Origin of the sequence: Kitasatospora sp. NPDC051702, from assembly GCF_040681575.1 — a bacterium.
GTDB lineage: Bacteria > Actinomycetota > Actinomycetes > Streptomycetales > Streptomycetaceae > Kitasatospora.
On the sequence record NZ_JBFAZB010000027.1, the window covers coordinates 1 to 16,159 of the forward strand.

The window sequence follows — 16,159 nt, forward strand, 5'->3', positions numbered from 1 at the left end:
CGCGGCCGCGGTGACGTTGGCGGCTGCGGCGAGCTCTGCCGGCGGGGCGAAACGCCGCTCCTCCTTGAGCAGGTTGGCCAGGCTCTCGTTGCTCAACGCGCACTCCTCATCGAGTCATGATCGGGGACAATCCCGTGCGTGGGGATTGTCCCGTGTGTCCCAGCGCACAGCTCACCAGGCGAACGGGGCACTTGACAAGAGGCTCCTTGGAATTGGTGTAGACCTTTGACCGACTGTCGAACGCCGTGCCGTGCGGCCCGCCGCCCTCGGGGCGACGGGCCGCACGGTGGCTGAAGCCCGTGCCCCGGCCCGCCCGGCGGGGGACACGGGCCCGGCTCTCAGGCGGCCAGCTCGGGGGCCTCCCCTCCGGCGTCGACGGGAACCCGCCCGTCCTCATTCACCCGTTCGGCCGTGTCGGCTCCCGCCGGCCCGACCGGCCCGACCGCGCTGAACGTCCCGCTGGCGCGGTCGAGCACGTAGGCCTGGGCGGTGGCGAAGTCGAAGTACATCCCGACCAGTCGCAGGGAGCCCTCCTCGACCCGGCGCTCCACGGCCGGGTTCGCCATCAGCTGGTCCAACTGCTGGACCACGTTGGTGAGGCAGAGCTGCTCCACCAGGTCGACCACCGGGCGGTCGTCGAACCCGGCGGGCACCCGGCGGAGCCGGTCCAGTGCCCCGCGGCCGTTGCGCAGCCAGCGGGCCAGCGGGGTGGGCGGCCCGGGGCGCTCGTGCACGCCGTCCAGCAGGGCCTTCATGGCGCCGCAGCCGGAGTGGCCGCAGACCGTGATCGAGCGCACCTCCAGCACCTCGACCGCGTACTGCACCGCGGCGGCCACCGAGTCGTCGGCCGCGCCCGGCTCGAACGGGGCCGGCACCAGGTTGCCCACGTTGCGGACGGTGAAGAGGTCCCCCGGGCCGCTGTTGGTGATCATGCTGGTGACCATCCGCGAGTCCGCGCAGGTCAGGAAGAGCTGGGACGGGGTCTGCCCCTCCCGGGCCAGCCGGGCGAGTTCGGGCCGGATCAGCGGGGCGGTGTGCTGCTGGAACACCCGGACGCCGTCCAGCAGCCGCCCGTGCGGGTCCTCCTGCTGCTCGATGCAGTGGTGGCCGACCCACGGTGTCCAGGCCCGGCAGCGGTGCGGGCCGGGGGAGCTGCCGGCCCGTACGGTGCCGTCGGGGTCGAGCACCTCGTCGTCCTGGCGGCGCGTCACCATCGAGACCCGGCCGCCGGCTGCCTGGTGGCCCGTCCGCCAGCTGTGCAGCGTCTCGAACGCGGCGTGGTCCAGGAAGGAGCCGTCGTGGACCACCGTGACCTCGGCGCCGGCCGGGATCCCGGCCAGCGCCCGGCTCAGCCGGGGGACGGCGGTGAAGGTGAGCGGGCCGTGCGTCTGGACGGTGACCGCGCCGTCCGGGCCGGGCAGCACGTCCACGTGGGCGCGGGTCAGCCGGTAGAGCGCCAGCAGCACGGCGGTGCCGGCGCCGAACGCGACGCCCCACAGCACGCCGAAGGCCACCACGCCTAGCACGGTGGTCAGGTAGACCGGGAACTCGCGGTGCCGGTGCACGTTGCGGATGTGCGCGAAGCTGACCATCTGCAGCCCGACCACCAGGACCAGCGCGGCCAGCGCGGAGAGCGGGATCCGGCGCAGCCCGCCGGTCAGCGCCAGCGCGGCGGCGAGCACCCAGGCGCCGTGCAGCACGGAGGCCCACCGGCTCTGGGCGCCGGCCCGGACGTTGGCCGTGCTGCGGACGGCGCCGCCCGCGATGGGCAGCCCGCCGACCAGCCCGCTGACCATGTTGGCCAGGCCCTGGCCGCGCAGTTCGCGGTCGAGGTCGCCGGTGCGGTGCGACATCCGGTCGACCGCGACGGCGGACAGCAGCGACTCCACGCTGGCGACGGCGGTGACGGTGAGGACGGCGGCCAGCACACCGGCGAGCGGACCGTGCGGCAGTGCGGGCACCAGGGCGTGCGGCTCCCAGGCGGGCAGCCCGATGTGGGCGAGCCGCAGGCCCAGGGTCAGGGCGAGCGCGGTGGCGGCGGCGACGGCGGCCAGCGGCCCCGGCACCTTGGCCAGCTTCGCGCCCAACGCGCCGGCGCGGCCGGGGAGTCGGGCCAGCCGGGGCCAGCCGAGCAGGACGGCCACCGTCACCGCGCCGACCAGCAGTGCGGGCGGGTGCGGGGCGCCCAACTGCCCGGGCAGCGCGATGATGTTGGCGATCGCGGAGCTCTGCGGGGAGCCGCCCAGGACGACGTGCAGCTGGGCGATGGCGATGGTCAGCCCGACCCCGGCCAGCATGCCGTGCACGATGGCGGGCGAGACGGCGAGCGCCGTGCGGGCCACCCGCCGTACGCCGAGGAGGAGTTGGAGCAGGCCGGCGGCGAGGGTGATGGCGCAGGTGGCCTGCCAGCCGTACTGGCCGATCAGCCCGGCGGTGATCACCGTCAGCGCGGCCGAGGGCCCGCTGACCTGCAGCGGGGTGCCGCCGAACAGTCCGACCACGATGCCGCCGACGGCGGCCGCGGCGAGGCCCGCGGTCAGCGGGGCGCCGGTGGCGAGCGCGATGCCGAGGGAGAACGGCACGGCGATCAGGAAGACCACCAGGGAGGCCGAGAGGTCCTGCGCCCAGCGGGCGCGGCCGCCGGGGCCCGGCGGGGCGTGGTCGGTGGTGTCGGAGGCGATGGGTGCGCTGGAGATGTCGAGGGTCATGGTCTTCCCGTCTGTCCGGGGGAACGAACGCAGTCAGGTCCGGCGGTGAGTCCGGGGTGGGGCTCCGGGGCGGATCGGCTGTCGTGGGTCGCGACGGTGTGGCGGGATGGCGTGGGCGCGGCGGGGAGTGCGGGTGTCACCGGCCGGGCGTCGACCATCAGGGCCCGCCAGGGGGCCGGGCGAGGTGCGGGACGTCTCGCCGGGGCCGTCCGGAACGGACCATCAAGACTCGGTAAACCGAGGGTAATGAAAGCTTTGCACAGCGTCATTCCGGGAGGGAAGGGGAAAACCGTCTGATTCACCCCATTGGGTGGTGTTCGAACGGTCGGGAATCTGCTGGTGGCGCGGGGTGGGGCGGTGTGCGGAACGGGCCGCGGCCCTCCCCGTGATCCGGGGGAGGGCCGCGGCCCGTTCGGGTGGTGCGGGGTCAGGCGGGCGCGCCGGCCGGGGCGGGGCGCACGTCGACGGCTGCCGACCCGTCGAGCACGAAGGCCTCGTCCACCTGGGTCGCCAGGTCGATGCCGACCTTGGCGTTGGCCCAGCTCTCCGCGTTGCGCAGGTGGAAGAGGACGGCCTGCTCGGTGTAGCGGCGCGGGTCCCGCCGGCGGTGCGCCGCCTCGGCCTCGCTCCGCAGCTGCTCCAGCACGGCCCGGTTGGCCGGCTCCAGCGCCCGCAGCGGGGGCTCGGCGCCCTGCTCCAGGCGGCGCACCCAGTCCGAGTGCCCGAAGGTGGCGAGCAGGTCGTCGCCGACCTCGCGGCGCAGGAACGCGAGGTCGTCGGGGCCCTGCACCTTGTTGCCGATCACCCGCAGCCGGACGCCGAAGTCGCGGGCGTAGTCCTTGTACTGCCGGTACACGGAGACGCCCTTGCGGGTCGGCTCGGCGATCAGGAAGGTCAGGTCGAAGCGGGTGAACAGCCCGGAGGCGAAGGAGTCCGAGCCCGCCGTCATGTCGGTGACCAGGTACTCGTCGGGGCCGTCCAGCAGGTGGTTGAGCAGCAGCTCCACGGCGCCGACCTTGGAGTGGTAGCAGGCCACGCCGAGGTCCTCCTCGGTGAAGGCGCCGGTGGCCAGCAGGCGGACCGAGCCCTCGTCCAGGGCGATCGGGCGGGCGCAGGCGGCGTAGACCGGGTTCTCCTCGACGATCCGCAGCAGGCGCGAACCGCGGCCGGGCGGCGTGGTCTTGATCATCTCGTCGGCCGAGCGGATCAGCGGGTTGTCGCCGCGCAGGTACTCCTTGATCTCCGGCAGGTGCGCGCCCAGCGAGGGCAGTTCCGCGGCCTGGGCGTCCGTCAGGCCCAGTGCGGGGCCGAGGTGCTGGTTGATGTCGGCGTCGACGGCGATGACCGGTCGGCCGGCGGCGGCCAGGTGGCGGATGAACAGTGCGGACAGCGTGGTCTTCCCGCTGCCGCCCTTGCCGACGAAGGCGATCTTCATCTGGGACTCCGACTCTCGCTCCGGGCCCGCGTGCGGGGCCGCCTGCTCAGGGGTCGCGCCCGCCGGGGGCGCCCTAACTGGAAATCGTTATCGTCTCCGATAGCGGTCATGCTAGCCGGGGTTTGGGCGTGCCCGGTGGAGGGAAGTGAGGATTGCCTCTAAAGGGTGATGCGGGGTTGCTGTTCCGGGAGGGGCCGCCGGTTCATTACTCTCGGGTAGGTGAGCACTGGAACAGATCCCCTCGCCCCGCTGGCCCAGCTCCCCGGGGTGCCCGACGCCGTCGCCGAGGTCCGCAAGGCCGTCGACCGCCTCTACGGCCACCGGGTGATGCGCCGCCGCGCCGCCGAGGTCACCTCCGAGTCCGCGCTGCGCGGCGCCCGCGCGTCGGCGGCGCTGGCCGGGGCGAACTGGCCGCTGGAGGAGGTCCGGCGCCGCAGCGACTTCAGCGCGGACCCGGAGGCCCGCACGGTCGGCGCGGCGCTGCGGATCGCCGCCGAGGCCGGTCAGCTGCTCAGCGTCTGGCGGCACTCGCCGCTCCAGGTGCTGGCCAGGCTCCACCTGCTCGCGGTCGGCGACGCCGACCCGGCGGCCGGGCGGCCCCGCCGGGCGGGCGAGGGCGCGGAGGAGCTGTTCCCGCTGGAGCTGGAGCCGGTGGAGGGCGTCGGGGCCGTCGTGGAGGACGGGCCGCCGCCCGTGCTGCCGCCCGCACCCGGCGCGGAGGAGGTGGCCGCCCGGCTGGACCAGCTCTCCCGGCTGCTGGTGGCGCGCGCGGAGGGCCAGGGCGTGGGGACGCCGGCCCTGGTGGTGGCCTCGGTGGTGCACGGCGAACTGCTCGCCCTGCGCCCATTCGGCGCGCACAACGGGGTGATCGCGCGGGCCGCCCAACGGATCGTGCTGCTCGCCGAGGGGCTGGACCCGAAGTCGATCTGCCCGGCCGAGGTCGGGTTCGCGGAGCTCGGCACCGGCGCCTACCGGCGGGCCCTGGCCGGCTACCTGGCGGGCACGCCGGAGGGGATGGCGGCCTGGATTGCCCACAGTGGCAGGGCGCTGCGGCTCGGCGTGCGGGAGAGCACGGCGGTCTGCGAGGCGATGCAGCGCGGAATGGTCTGAGCGGCCGGGCGGATCCGCCCGCCGGGGCGTCCCGTCACGGGGGTCGGCGGGCGTCCCGTCGGGGTGTCGGCGGGCGCGCTCCGGGCAGACGGATGCGGCGGCACCTGATACTGCCGGGTGCCGCCGCTGGTGCAGATACCGGGTGACCATGCATGCACCGGAAGTGCCGATCAGACGGGGATCCTGCCCGTTCGTCTGGTCCGGCGGCCCGACAGCGGGTCGGCTGCATGTGGGTGCTCGGTTATCTGTACACGCGGTCCGTGGGGCCTGAACTGCGTTGTCGGTTTGACCTCTTCAGGTCCTGACCGGGTCTCGCGGGCCGTGCTTCCTTTGTATCGCGTTTCGGGCGAAAGGGGAACCCGAAACGAGAAGTCTGTGCCAATTGCCCGATTCACCCGGAACTCCGGGCGAGGAGCGGAGCCGGGCCGGCCCGATCCCGGGCCCGACCGGACGCTGCGGTCAGGCCGTCGGACGGCGCCGGCGGGCCAGGTACCAGATCACCCCGGCCGTCACCGCGGCCGCCCCGACCGCCACGGCGGTCAGCACCGAGCCGCTCGGCGCGGAGAACTCCGGGAGCCGCCGCCGCAGTTCCACCGGCCGGTCGAAGACCAGCACCGGCCACTCCCGGGCCTGCGCCTCCTTGCGCAGTGCGCGGTCCGGGTTGACGGCCGACGGGTGGCCGACGGCCTCCAGCAGCGGCAGGTCGGTGGAGGAGTCGCTGTAGGCGTAGGACTCGGTCAGGTCGTAGCCTTCGGACGCGGCCAACTCCCGGATGGCGGAAGCCTTGTTCTCGGCGTACGCGTAGTACTCGATCTCGCCGGTGTAGCAGCCGTCCTCGACCTTGAGCCGGGTGGCGATCACGTGGTCGGCACCCAGCAGCGCGCCGATCGGCTCGACCACCTCGGAGCCGGAGCTGCTGACGATCACCACGTCCCGCCCCGCCGCGTGGTGCTGCTCGATCAGCGAGGCGGCCTCGTCGTAGATGATCGGGTCGATCAGGTTGTGCAGGGTCTCCGCGACGATCTCGCGGACCTGCTGGACGTTCCAGCCGCGGGTGAGCGAGGAGAGGTACTCGCGCATCTTCTCCATCTGGTCGTGGTCCGCGCCGCCGACCAGGAAGACGAACTGGGCGTACGCGCTGCGCAGGACGGCCCGACGGTTGATCAGGCCGCCCTGGTAGAAGGGGCGGCTGAAGGCCAGCGCGCTGGACTTGGCGATGATGGTCTTGTCCAGGTCGAAGAAGGCCGCCGTTCGCAGCCCGCCCGGCCGGGGGGCGACGGCTGAGGGGGTCCGCTCGGGCCCGGTGGCCTCGCCCGGGGACTCGTCGGCGCGGTCGTCGGCGTTCTCGGTGGTGTCCACGGGAACCGAGGATAGAGGGAGCCACAAAACAGGCGGCCATTCGGCGTACTCGCGGGCGTGCGGGTTTGTGTTTCTGGCCGCTCGGGTACACCATGGAAGTCACGGATCGTTCGCGACCGTGCTAACCCGGTCCGGCTCCTCCCCCCCGAGTCGGGCTGTGGATAGACGACCCCCGCTCTCCCCCCCGGCGGGGGTCGTCGCACGTCCGGGCCCATTTTCAGGGCCTGAAGGCCGCTCGCCGCAGGTGCCGCGCCGGCCGACCGGGCGGTGTACGGGGGGTGTCGACACTTCGGCCCATCGGCCCCCTTTCGTCACTCTGCGTCGCTGATTGCTCATGGCTGCCGCTGTCGGCCCGACCGGTTCCCGCCGGCGGTCCGGGGCGGTCGCTGAGGCGTGCCGCGGGACTCGTGGAGCCGCCGCGACCTGCCGCGGGGCGGGGCGGGCCGGGGTTCCGGTTCGGCCCGGTGATCCCCGATCGTCAATTCTTTGTCGAATAGCACCCCGCCCGGGTGAACGTTTTCATCCACAGCCCCCGAGTTGTCCACAGGGATTCGGAACGTGGATGACGGAAACCGGATCTCCCCCCACCGTGATGGTCGGCGGCGGTCGCCAGACGGATCCCATCCCCTTCCTCTCCCGGGGCCCGTCAGGCGGCCGCTCGCCGCAACCGTCCGACGTGCGCCGTCGGCCGCCCCGGCGGCCCGCGGCGCGGAGGGGAGCCACCATGTCGACGCCGATCGCCGACCACACCACCACCGAGGGGCCCGGGCCCGACGGCCCGCTCGTCATCACCGAGGACGCGGGCCTGGCCGAGCACCTGCTGCGGGTCTGCGCGGCCGCCGGTACCGAGCCCCGGCTGATCCGGGGCGCCCCGCCGCCGCGCGAACTCTGGGAGGGGGCCCCGCTGGTCCTGGTCGGGGACGACCAGGCGGCCCGGTGCGCCGGGCTCGGCCGCCGCGCCGGAGTGCTGCTGCTCGGCCTCGACCTCGACGACCCCGGTGTCTGGGTCAGGGCCGTCCAACTCGGCGCCGAGCACGTGCTGTTCCTGCCCGACGCCGAGGCCTGGCTGCTCGACCGGATCGCCGACGCGGCCGAGGGCGTGGGCTCGCCGGCGCTCACCGTCGCCGTGCTCGGCGGCCGCGGCGGGGCCGGTGCCTCGACACTGGCCTGTGCCCTCGCCGTCACGGCCGCGCGGGCCGGCCGGCGGGCCATGCTCATCGACGGCGATCCCCTGGGCGGCGGCATCGACGTCCTGCTCGGCGGCGAGACGGCCCGGGGGCTGCGCTGGCCGGACCTCGCCGCCTCGCGCGGCCGGGTCAGCGGGGCCGAACTGGCCCGGGCGCTGCCGGTGCTCAGGAGGCTCTCCGCGCTCTCCTGCCTGTCCTGGGACCGCGGCGACATGCTGACCGTGCCCCCGGAGGCCATGCGCAGCGTGCTGGCCGCCTCCAGACGGCGCGGCGGGCTGGTGGTGGTCGATGTGCCGCGCCACCTCGACGCGGCCGCCGGGCAGGCCCTGGAGCAGTCCGACCTCGCACTGCTGGTGGTGCCGGCCGAACTGCGCGCGGTGGCCGCCGCCGACCGGGTCGCCGCGGCGGCGCGGATGAGGCTCGCGGACGTCCGGGCCGTGGTGCGGTCGCCGCGGGCCTCCGGGCTCCCGGCGCACCGGATCGCCCGCGGGCTGCGGATGGAGCTCGCGGGGGAGTTGGGGCCCGAACCCGGGCTGGCGGAGGACGCCGAGAAGGGCGTCCCGCCGGGGATCCGGGAGGGCGGTCCGCTCGCCCGCTTCTGCGGGGCCTTCCTGAACGAGGTGCTGCCGCCGGTTCCGGCGGTCGGAGGAGGTGTCTACTGATGGTCCGTCTGCGCAGAACGGGATCCGCGAGCGGGCCGCCGGGTGGCGGTGACGGCCCGCGGGAGCGGCGCCCGCTCAGGAGCGTCCCGCCGCCCGGCGGGCCGCCCGAGGCGGGGCCCCGGCCCTGTCCGTACGGGCGGACGGCCCGGGAGGAACGGACGGCGGCTCTGGTGGACGCGGTGCGGCTGCGGCTGGCCGAGTCGGGCGCCGCCCCGACGGCGGGGTCGGTCGCGGCGGTGCTGCGGGCCACCCGGCCGCCGCTCGGCGGGGACGAAGTCCTGGACACCGTGCGCTCGCTGCGCGCCGAACTGGTGGGTGCGGGCCCGCTGGAGCGGCTGCTGGCGGCGCCCGACGTCACGGACGTCCTGGTGAACGGTCCGGACGAGGTGTGGGTCGACCGCGGCGGGGGCCTGCACCGGGCCACCGGGATCCGCTTCGCCGATGCCGAGGCGGTGCGGCGGCTGGCGCACCGGCTGGCCACCGCGGCCGGTCGGCGGCTGGACGACGCGCGGCCCTGGGTGGACGCCCGGCTGCCGGACGGCACCCGGCTGCACGCCGTGCTGCCGCCGATCGCGGCCGGCTGCACGCACATCTCGCTACGGGTCTGCCGGCCCCGGCCGTTCACGCTCGACGAGCTGGTCGCCGGCGGGGCGCTGCCGCCCGAGGGCGCCGAGCTCCTGGCCGGCGTGCTGCGGGCCCGGCTCTCGCTGCTGGTCTCCGGGGGGACGGGCACGGGCAAGACCACGCTGCTCGCGGCCCTGCTCGGGCTGGTCGGGCCCGCGGAGCGGATCGTCGTGGCCGAGGACTCGGCCGAGCTGCTACCGGACCATCCGCACGTGGTCCGACTGCAGAGCAGACCGCCCAACCAGGAGGGGCTGGGCGAGCTCACCCTGCGGGATCTCGTCCGGCAGGCGCTGCGGATGCGCCCGGACCGGCTGGTGATCGGGGAGGTCCGCGGGGCCGAGGTGTCGGACCTCCTCGCCGCGCTGAACACCGGGCACGAGGGCGGGTGCGGCACCGTTCACGCCAACACGGCGGCGGACGTGCCGGTCCGGCTCGAGGCGCTGGGAGCGCTCGCGGGGCTCGACCGGCCCGCCCTGCACAGCCAACTCCGTTCCGCGCTCGACCTGGTGGTGCACCTGGTCCGGGAGCCGGGGTCGGGGCGGCGCCGGGTGGCGGAGATCCACACCCTGGTGGCCGGTCGGGACGGCCTGGCCGTCACCAGCCCCGCGGTGGAGTTCCCGGCGGCCGGGGGCCTGGTCCCCGGGGCGGGCTGGGAGCGGTTGGTGGGCCTGCTGGCGGCATCCGGGGTGTCGTTCCCGGCCGGGCCGGTCGGGCCGCCCCTGCGGGGGCCGTCGTGAAAGCGGCGCCGGGGTCGGCGGGAGCCGTCGTGCGGGTGGCGGGACGCGTGCCGGCCCGGTTGCCGGGCGGGTGTGCGACGGGCGCCCCGGAGCTGCCGGGGGCGTGGGGTCGCAGGGGTCGACGAGAGGGAGGTAACTGAGGTGATGGATCGTCAGACGGCTTTCTGGTGGTCGGTGGTGTTGTGCCTGCCGGCCGCCGCCGGGTGGTGGGCGGTGCAGGGCCGCGTGCCGGGCGGGCGGCGGCGCGGGTTGGTGCCGGCAGGTGGTGGTCCGCAGTCCGGGCCTGTGCCCGGGCCTCCCTTCGGGTCTTCGCCCGGTTTCCCGCCCGGGTCTCCGGTCGGCGTTGTCCCCGGCGTGTGGCCGGGGAGCCCGGGGGTGGGGCGCCGGTGGTGGTGGGCGGCCGGCCGGGCGGCGCCCGAACTGCTCCTGCTGGTGGTGGGATCGGTCGCCGGGCTGGCCACCGACTCCCCGGTGCCGGTGCTCGCCGCGCTGTTCGCGGTGCTGCCGCTGCGGCGGTGGCGGCAGCACCGGCGGCTGGCAGCGGAGGCGCGGCGGCGTGCGGCCGCCGTGGTGGAGCTCTGTGCCGGGCTGGCCGGGGAGTTGCGCGGCGGGGCGACACCGGAGCAGGCGCTGCACCTGGTCACCGTCCGGATCGCGGCCGAACCGGACGGGGCGCGTCGCCTCGGCGAGGAGGCGGTGGCGCGGCTCGCGGCGGGCCGGTACGGCGGGGACGTCCCCGCCGCGCTCCACCTGCTCGCCGAACTGCCGGGCGGGAGCGGGGCGTCGGCGATCGCGGCCTGTTGGCGGGTCGCCTCCGACGGCGGCTCGCAGCTGGCCGCCGCCCTGGACCGGGTGGCCGAGGCGCTGCGCGGCGAGCAGGCGCTGGCGGAGGAGGTCGCCGGGGAGTTGGCGGGGCCCCGGGCCACGATCGCCGTCCTGGCGGCCCTGCCGGCCGCCGGGCTGCTGCTGGGCGCGGCGCTCGGGGCCCGGCCGGTGGACGTCCTGCTGCACACGCCCGCGGGACTGGGCTGCCTGGCGGCCGGGGCGGTGCTGGAGGGCCTGGGGGTGCTCTGGACGGCCCGCATCGTCCGGGCGGCCACCAGGGGCGCGTTGGCGTCCCCTGGAGCGCCGGGGGCGTCCCGGAGGGCCGTCGTCCCCCGGGGCGGCGGCCGGGGCTGCGGGATCGCGCGGGTGCGGGCACCCGGACCGGGCGTGGTGTCGCCGTGACGCGGGGGCGGCCGGTCCCCGGGCTGCCGGCAACGATCGGGCTCCCGGTGCCCCGGCGGGCGCGGTGGGGCGGGGTGTTCGCCCGGGTGCGGGCACGGGCGGGCGGGAGGGGGTGGGAGGCGCCGGCGGCGCGGGCCGGGCCGTCGGCCGGAGGCGGCCGGGGGCGACGGCGGCGGGCCTCCCTGGCGGTCGGTGCCGGGGCCGGTGCGGCGCTGCTGCTGGGCGGGGTCGTCGGGGTGGTCGTCGGGGCCCTGACGACGGCGGGCACGTACTGGTGGTCGGCCCGGATGCCCTCGCCCGTGGACCGGCGGGCGGCACTGGAGGAGGACCAGCTGGCGCGGCAACTTCCCCTGGGTGCGGAACTGTTGGCGGCCTGCCTCGGGTCGGCGGCCTCGCCCTCCGCGGCGGTGTCCGCGGTCGGCCGGAGCCTGGGCGCACCGATCGGGCCCCGGCTGGTCGCCCTCGGCGGCGAACTCGCCCTGGGAGCACCGCCGGAACTGTGCTGGACCCGGCTGGGCGAGCAGCACCCGGCGCTGGCACCGCTGGCGCGCTGCCTGGTGCGGACGAGCCTCGGCGGGGTGCCGGTGGCCGGGCCGCTGATCGGGCTCGCGCAGGCCCAGCGGTCGGCGGCCGCCCGGTCGGCCCGGGCCGGGGTCCGCCGGGCGGGGGTGTTCGCGACCGCTCCGCTCGGGCTCTGCTTCCTGCCGGCCTTCGTGCTGATCGGCGTGGTGCCGGTGGTCATCGGCCTCACCACGCGCTTCACCCAGGGGATGTGAACGGCGGCCGGCACCGACCCGGTACCGGCAGCGTGCGACGACCGGATCCACGGCGGCTTCGACCGCTGGATCGACATCGGAGACAGGAGAGGTCCATGACGGCAGTGACGACAGCGACAGCGGTGACGGCGGAGACAGGGGTGACGGCGGAGACGTCGGTGACGGCGACGGGGTCCGGTTCCGGGCGGGCGCCCCGGCGGTCGCCGGCGGCGTGGCGGCGCCGGCGGCGGTCGGACGCCGGGATGACCACGGCGGAGTACGCCGTGGGCACCCTGGGCGCCTGCGCGCTCGCCGCGGGCCTGTACAAGGTGGTGACCAGCGCGACGTTCACGGCGGCGCTGACCGAGGTGCTGGAGCGGGCCCTTCATGCGACCTAGGACCTGTCTTCGGACCCGCGCCTGCGGGGCGGCGTCGGGGCACGCGCTCCCACGGCCTTCGGCCGGGGGCACCCCCACCTCGCGTTGTCGCCGGTCGGCGGTACCCCACGGCCGTCGGTCGTGGGGTGCCCCCACCGCAGTGGCTCTCCCCCGGCCCGTCGGCCGGGAAGTGCCCCCGTCCTCCGCCTGGCGGTCCACGCACCCCGGTGCCGCCCCGCCCGCCCTCCGGGCGGACGACGGGGGTGCGAAGACGGACCCTGGGGGGCCTCGTCGGACCGGAGTGCCCCGGCACGGGCGCGGAGGCGTGGGTCCGAGGACGGATCCAGAGGTCCGCCGGGCCCACCGGGCCGCCCGGTGGCGGTGGTCGCGACCGAGCGGGCGGCGGTGGCGGGGCGACGCCGGATTCGTCACGGCCGAGACGGCGGTGGCGCTGCCGGCCCTGGTGCTGCTCGCGGCGCTGCTGATCTGGGGCGTGCTGGCGGCCGCCGCGCAGATCCGCTGTGTGGACGCGGCGCGGGTCGGGGCGAGGGCGGCCGCCCGCGGGGAGGTGGACGCCGCCGGGCTCGCCCGTGCGGCGGCTCCACCGGGGGCGCGGGTGCGGGTGGAGCTGGCGGCCGACGTCGTGCGGGTCGAGGTCGACGCGCCGTGCGCGGCGCCGGGCCGGCTCGGCGGCCTGCTCGCGGTACGGCTGGGCGCGGCCGCCGTGGCGGCCAGGGAGGACACCCTCGTGGGCGCCGCCGGAGGGCCGATCGGAGGTGGTGGCGCATGAGCGGGCCGAGCGGACCGGCGACGTCGAACGGACTGAACGGGCCGGGTGGGTCGGCCGGTCGGGCAGGGCCGGCCGGACGGGCGGTGGGGCGCTCGGCGGTGGGTTGGCAGGCGGTGGTGTGGCCGGCGGCGCGGGGCGTGGCGCGGGCCCGAACCGCCCGGGCCGCCGCCCTCGGCGGGCGCGGGCCGGACGCCGGCTCGGCGACGGTCTGGCTGCTCGCCCTGGCGGTGCTGGGCACCGCGGTGTTCGCCGGGACGGTCGCGGTCGGGGCCGCGGTCACCGCCCGGCACCGGGCCGAGTCGGCCGCCGACCTGGGCGCCCTCGCGGCCGCCGAACGGTTGCTGCTGGACGGGGACGGCGGGTGCGGGCGGGCCGCGGGGATCGCCGCGGCCCAGGGTGCCGCACTGGTGTCCTGCACGGTGGACCGCGACGCCGACGCCGTCGAGGTGGTGACCGAGGTGGCTCCCCGCGGGCTCCCGGCGGGTCTGCCGGTCGGCCCTGCCCGGGCGCGGGCCCGGGCCGGACCGGTGCGGGCCGCGGTCACCGCCACCGAGGACGGTTTCGGCGGGGCGGCCGCCGCACCGGTGGCGGGGTCATGAACCGGCCGGCCCCGTACCGTCGGCGTCGTCCGGGGCGGTGTCCGGCCCGGAGCCCACCGCGGAGCCGCCGGACGGGGCGGTCGGGTCCGCCAGGTCCGCCGGGTCCGCCGCGCGCTGCTGGTCCGCCCCGTCTGCCCCGTCCGCCGCGCTCGCCCCGTCCGCCGGGCCGGGGGCGCCGGACAGCAGGACGTCCAGCAGCCGGATGGCGGCCGCCTTGTCCAGCGGCTCGTTCCCGTTCCCGCACTTCGGGGACTGGACGCAGGACGGGCAGCCGCGCTCGCACTCGCAGGAGGCGATGGCGGTGCGGGTGGCCGTCAGCCACTCGACGGCCCGTCGGAAGCCGCGTTCGGCGAAGCCGGCCCCGCCCGGGTGGCCGTCGTAGACGAACACCGTGGGCAGTCCGGTGTCGGGGTGCAGCGGGACGGAGACGCCGCCGATGTCCCAGCGGTCGCAGGTGGCGAAGAGCGGCAGCAGGCCGATCGAGGCGTGCTCGGCGGCATGGGCGGCTCCGGGCAGCCGGTCGAGCGGGATGTCCGCGTCGAGCAGCTGGTCCTCGGTGACGGACCACCAGACCGCGCGGGTGCGCAGGGTGCGGGGCGGCAGGTCGAGCTTGCTCTCGCCCATGATCTCCCCGGTGGAGATCCGCTTCCGGAGGTAGCCGACCACCTGGTTGACGACCTCCACCGAACCGAAGGTGAGCCGCCCCTCGCCCCACTCGACGGTGATGTCGGTGCTCAGCACGGAAATGGAGGTGATGTCGCGGGCGGACGTGGTGTACGGCGGATCGGCGGCCTCGACCAGGGCGACCGAGTTCTCCAGGTCGAGCTCCCGGACCAGGAAGGTGCGCCCCTGGTGGAGGTGCACGGCCCCGGTGTGCACGGTGGTGTGGGCGGCCGCGGCGTCCACCGTGCCGAGCAGCCGACCGGTGTCGGCCTCGACGATCTGCACCGGGTTGCCGCCGCTGCCGCGCAGGTCGACGGCGTCGGCCGCGCGCTCGCGGCGGGTCCAGTACCAGGAGCCGTCGCTGCGCCGGCGCAGCAGCCCGCGTCGCTCCAGGACCGGCAGCAGGGGAGCGGTGGACGGCCCGAACAGGTCCAGGTCGGCGTCCGTGAGCGGGAGTTCGGCGGCGGCCGCGCACAGGTGCGGGGCGAGGACGTGGGGGTTGTCGGGGTCGAGCACGGTGGCCTCGACGGGCGCCGCGAACAGCGCCTCCGGGTGGTGCACCAGGTAGGTGTCCAGCGGGTCGTCCCGGGCGATCAGGACGGCCAGCGCGCCCTGCGCCTCGCGGCCCGCCCGCCCGGCCTGCTGCCACAGCGAGGCCCGGGTGCCGGGGTAGCCGGCCATCAGGACGGCGTCGAGCCCGGAGACGTCGACGCCGAGCTCGAGCGCGGAGGTGGAGGCGACCCCGAGCAGCCGGCCCGACTGCAGGGCGCGCTCCAGCGCCCGGCGTTCGTCGGCGAGGTATCCGCCGCGGTAGGCGGCCACCCGCTCGGCGAGCGGCCGCCCGAGCTGGTCCTGGGCCTGCAGGGCGACCAGTTCGGCGGCCCGGCGGGAGCGGACGAAGACGACGGTGCGGGTCTGCTGCTCCACGAGGTCGGTCAGCAGGTGCGCGGCCTCGGCGGTGGCGGTGCGGCGGACGGGCGCGCCGTGCTCGCCGACGTTCTCGGTCAGCGGCGGCTCCCAGAGGCCGAAGACCATCGGTCCGCGCGGCGAGGCGTCCTCGGTGACGGCCCGGGCGGGCAGCCCGGTCAGGCGCTCCGCGGTGGCGGCCGGGTCGGCGGTGGTGGCGGAGGCGAGCAGGAAGGTGGGTGACGACCCGTAGCGGGCGCAGACGCGGCGCAGCCGCCGCAGCACCTGGGCGACGTGCGAGCCGAACACGCCCCGGTAGGCGTGGCACTCGTCGACCACCACGTAGCGCAGCACCTTGAGGAAGGAGGACCAACGGGCGTGGGCGGGCAGGATGCCGCGGTGCAGCATGTCCGGGTTGGTGAGCACGTACGAGGCGTACTGGCGGACCCACTCGCGCTCCTCGGGCGGGGTGTCCCCGTCGTAGAGGGCGGCCCGGACCCGGGGCGGGGCGAGTTCGGCCGCCCGGCGGCGCTGGTCGGCGGCGAGCGCCTTCGTCGGGGCCAGGTAGAGGGCGGTCGCGCCGCGGCCGTTGCGGGCCTCGGTGCCGTCCAGCAGGTCGCTGAGCACCGGGGCCAGGTAGCCGAGCGACTTGCCCGAGGCGGTGCCTGTGGCGATCACCACAGTCTGACCGGTTTTGGCCAGTTCCATCGCTTCTGCCTGGTGCGCCCAGGGCTGTTCCACCCCGACCTCGTGCGCGGCGGCCACGATCTCCGCCCGGATCGATCCGGGCCAGGGTGCATAACGTGCAGGTCGGGCGGGAAGGTGCTCCGTATGGGTGAGCCGGTCGGACCGCCCTCTGCTGGTGGACAGGGTCGTGAGCAGTGCCTCGGGCAGGCTGTGTCGGGGCGGCATGGGGACCCAGTGTGTCACCGGCGTGACGGAGAATCGTCGTAAGCCATCGTGCGGTCATGGTCACAGGTGGTTGAATGTGGCCGTGACGGCCGGATGGCCGTGGGTCGC

The 16,159-nt window shown here is 76.3% G+C and carries 12 protein-coding genes; 8 read left to right on the forward strand and 4 right to left on the reverse strand.

Annotated elements, in window-relative coordinates; all coding sequences use genetic code 11:
• Positions 1-338: 338 nt before the first annotated feature.
• Both AB0N04_RS22220 and AB0N04_RS22225 read right to left on the reverse strand, forming a co-directional pair.
• Entirely contained in the window at positions 339-2,708 is a 2,370-nt protein-coding gene (locus AB0N04_RS22220) for a SulP family inorganic anion transporter (RefSeq protein ID WP_360217162.1), read from the reverse strand.
• Between the two features lie 427 nt (positions 2,709-3,135).
• Positions 3,136-4,143 (reverse strand): ATP-binding protein, encoded by a 1,008-nt coding sequence (locus AB0N04_RS22225; RefSeq protein ID WP_360217159.1) that lies wholly within the window; start codon positions 4,141-4,143, stop codon positions 3,136-3,138.
• A gap of 219 nt (positions 4,144-4,362) precedes the next feature.
• On the opposite strand from AB0N04_RS22225, the gene AB0N04_RS22230 reads away from it, so the two are divergent.
• Positions 4,363-5,253: an oxidoreductase gene (locus AB0N04_RS22230; RefSeq protein WP_360217156.1), complete on the forward strand. Its 891-nt coding sequence runs from the start codon at positions 4,363-4,365 to the stop codon at positions 5,251-5,253.
• Between the two features lie 459 nt (positions 5,254-5,712).
• On the opposite strand, the gene AB0N04_RS22235 is transcribed toward AB0N04_RS22230, so the two are convergent.
• Entirely contained in the window at positions 5,713-6,510 is a 798-nt protein-coding gene (locus AB0N04_RS22235) for an HAD-IB family hydrolase (protein WP_360217168.1), read from the reverse strand.
• An 826-nt stretch (positions 6,511-7,336) separates the two neighbouring features.
• On the opposite strand from AB0N04_RS22235, the gene ssd reads away from it, so the two are divergent.
• The 7 genes from ssd (at position 7,337) to AB0N04_RS22270 (ending at position 13,570) form a co-directional block, all read left to right on the forward strand.
• The gene (ssd, locus tag AB0N04_RS22240; protein WP_360217153.1) at positions 7,337-8,461 is read left to right on the forward strand and encodes a septum site-determining protein Ssd; all 1,125 of its coding nucleotides are present in this window, start codon (positions 7,337-7,339) and stop codon (positions 8,459-8,461) included.
• Between the two features lie 167 nt (positions 8,462-8,628).
• Complete coding sequence (locus AB0N04_RS22245; RefSeq protein ID WP_360217165.1) at positions 8,629-9,822, forward strand: TadA family conjugal transfer-associated ATPase; 1,194 nt, start codon at positions 8,629-8,631, stop codon at positions 9,820-9,822.
• Positions 9,823-10,197: 375 nt separating this feature from the next.
• Positions 10,198-11,049 carry a type II secretion system F family protein gene (locus AB0N04_RS22250; protein ID WP_360217150.1) on the forward strand — a complete coding sequence of 284 codons (852 nt, stop codon included), beginning with the start codon at positions 10,198-10,200 and terminating at the stop codon, positions 11,047-11,049.
• 287 nt (positions 11,050-11,336) lie between these two features.
• Positions 11,337-11,825 (forward strand): type II secretion system F family protein, encoded by a 489-nt coding sequence (locus AB0N04_RS22255; protein WP_360217147.1) that lies wholly within the window; start codon positions 11,337-11,339, stop codon positions 11,823-11,825.
• 95 nt (positions 11,826-11,920) lie between these two features.
• Positions 11,921-12,202 carry a DUF4244 domain-containing protein gene (locus AB0N04_RS22260; RefSeq protein WP_360217144.1) on the forward strand — a complete coding sequence of 94 codons (282 nt, stop codon included), beginning with the start codon at positions 11,921-11,923 and terminating at the stop codon, positions 12,200-12,202.
• Positions 12,203-12,626: 424 nt separating this feature from the next.
• Positions 12,627-12,971 carry a TadE family type IV pilus minor pilin gene (locus AB0N04_RS22265; protein WP_360217141.1) on the forward strand — a complete coding sequence of 115 codons (345 nt, stop codon included), beginning with the start codon at positions 12,627-12,629 and terminating at the stop codon, positions 12,969-12,971.
• 137 nt (positions 12,972-13,108) lie between these two features.
• Positions 13,109-13,570, forward strand: a complete 462-nt coding sequence (locus AB0N04_RS22270; protein ID WP_360217138.1) for an Rv3654c family TadE-like protein — start codon at positions 13,109-13,111, stop codon at positions 13,568-13,570.
• Here the strand turns inward: AB0N04_RS22270 and AB0N04_RS22275 are convergent.
• Positions 13,565-16,051 carry a DEAD/DEAH box helicase gene (locus tag AB0N04_RS22275; RefSeq protein WP_360217135.1) on the reverse strand — a complete coding sequence of 829 codons (2,487 nt, stop codon included), beginning with the start codon at positions 16,049-16,051 and terminating at the stop codon, positions 13,565-13,567. The two genes, AB0N04_RS22270 and AB0N04_RS22275, sit on opposite strands and share 6 nt — an antisense overlap.
• Between the last annotated feature and the right edge of the window lie 108 nt (positions 16,052-16,159).

What these genes read in the sequence shown, in the direction of transcription:
- AB0N04_RS22260 (WP_360217144.1), top strand. Translation starts at nt 11,921, where the DNA reads ATGACGGCAGTGACGACAGCGACAGCGGTGACGGCGGAGACAGGGGTG.
- ssd (WP_360217153.1), top strand. Translation starts at nt 7,337, where the DNA reads ATGTCGACGCCGATCGCCGACCACACCACCACCGAGGGGCCCGGGCCC.
- AB0N04_RS22255 (WP_360217147.1), top strand. Translation starts at nt 11,337, where the DNA reads ATGCCCTCGCCCGTGGACCGGCGGGCGGCACTGGAGGAGGACCAGCTG.
- AB0N04_RS22275 (WP_360217135.1), bottom strand. Translation starts at nt 16,051, where the DNA reads ATGCCGCCCCGACACAGCCTGCCCGAGGCACTGCTCACGACCCTGTCC.
- AB0N04_RS22220 (WP_360217162.1), bottom strand. Translation starts at nt 2,708, where the DNA reads ATGACCCTCGACATCTCCAGCGCACCCATCGCCTCCGACACCACCGAC.
- AB0N04_RS22225 (WP_360217159.1), bottom strand. Translation starts at nt 4,143, where the DNA reads ATGAAGATCGCCTTCGTCGGCAAGGGCGGCAGCGGGAAGACCACGCTG.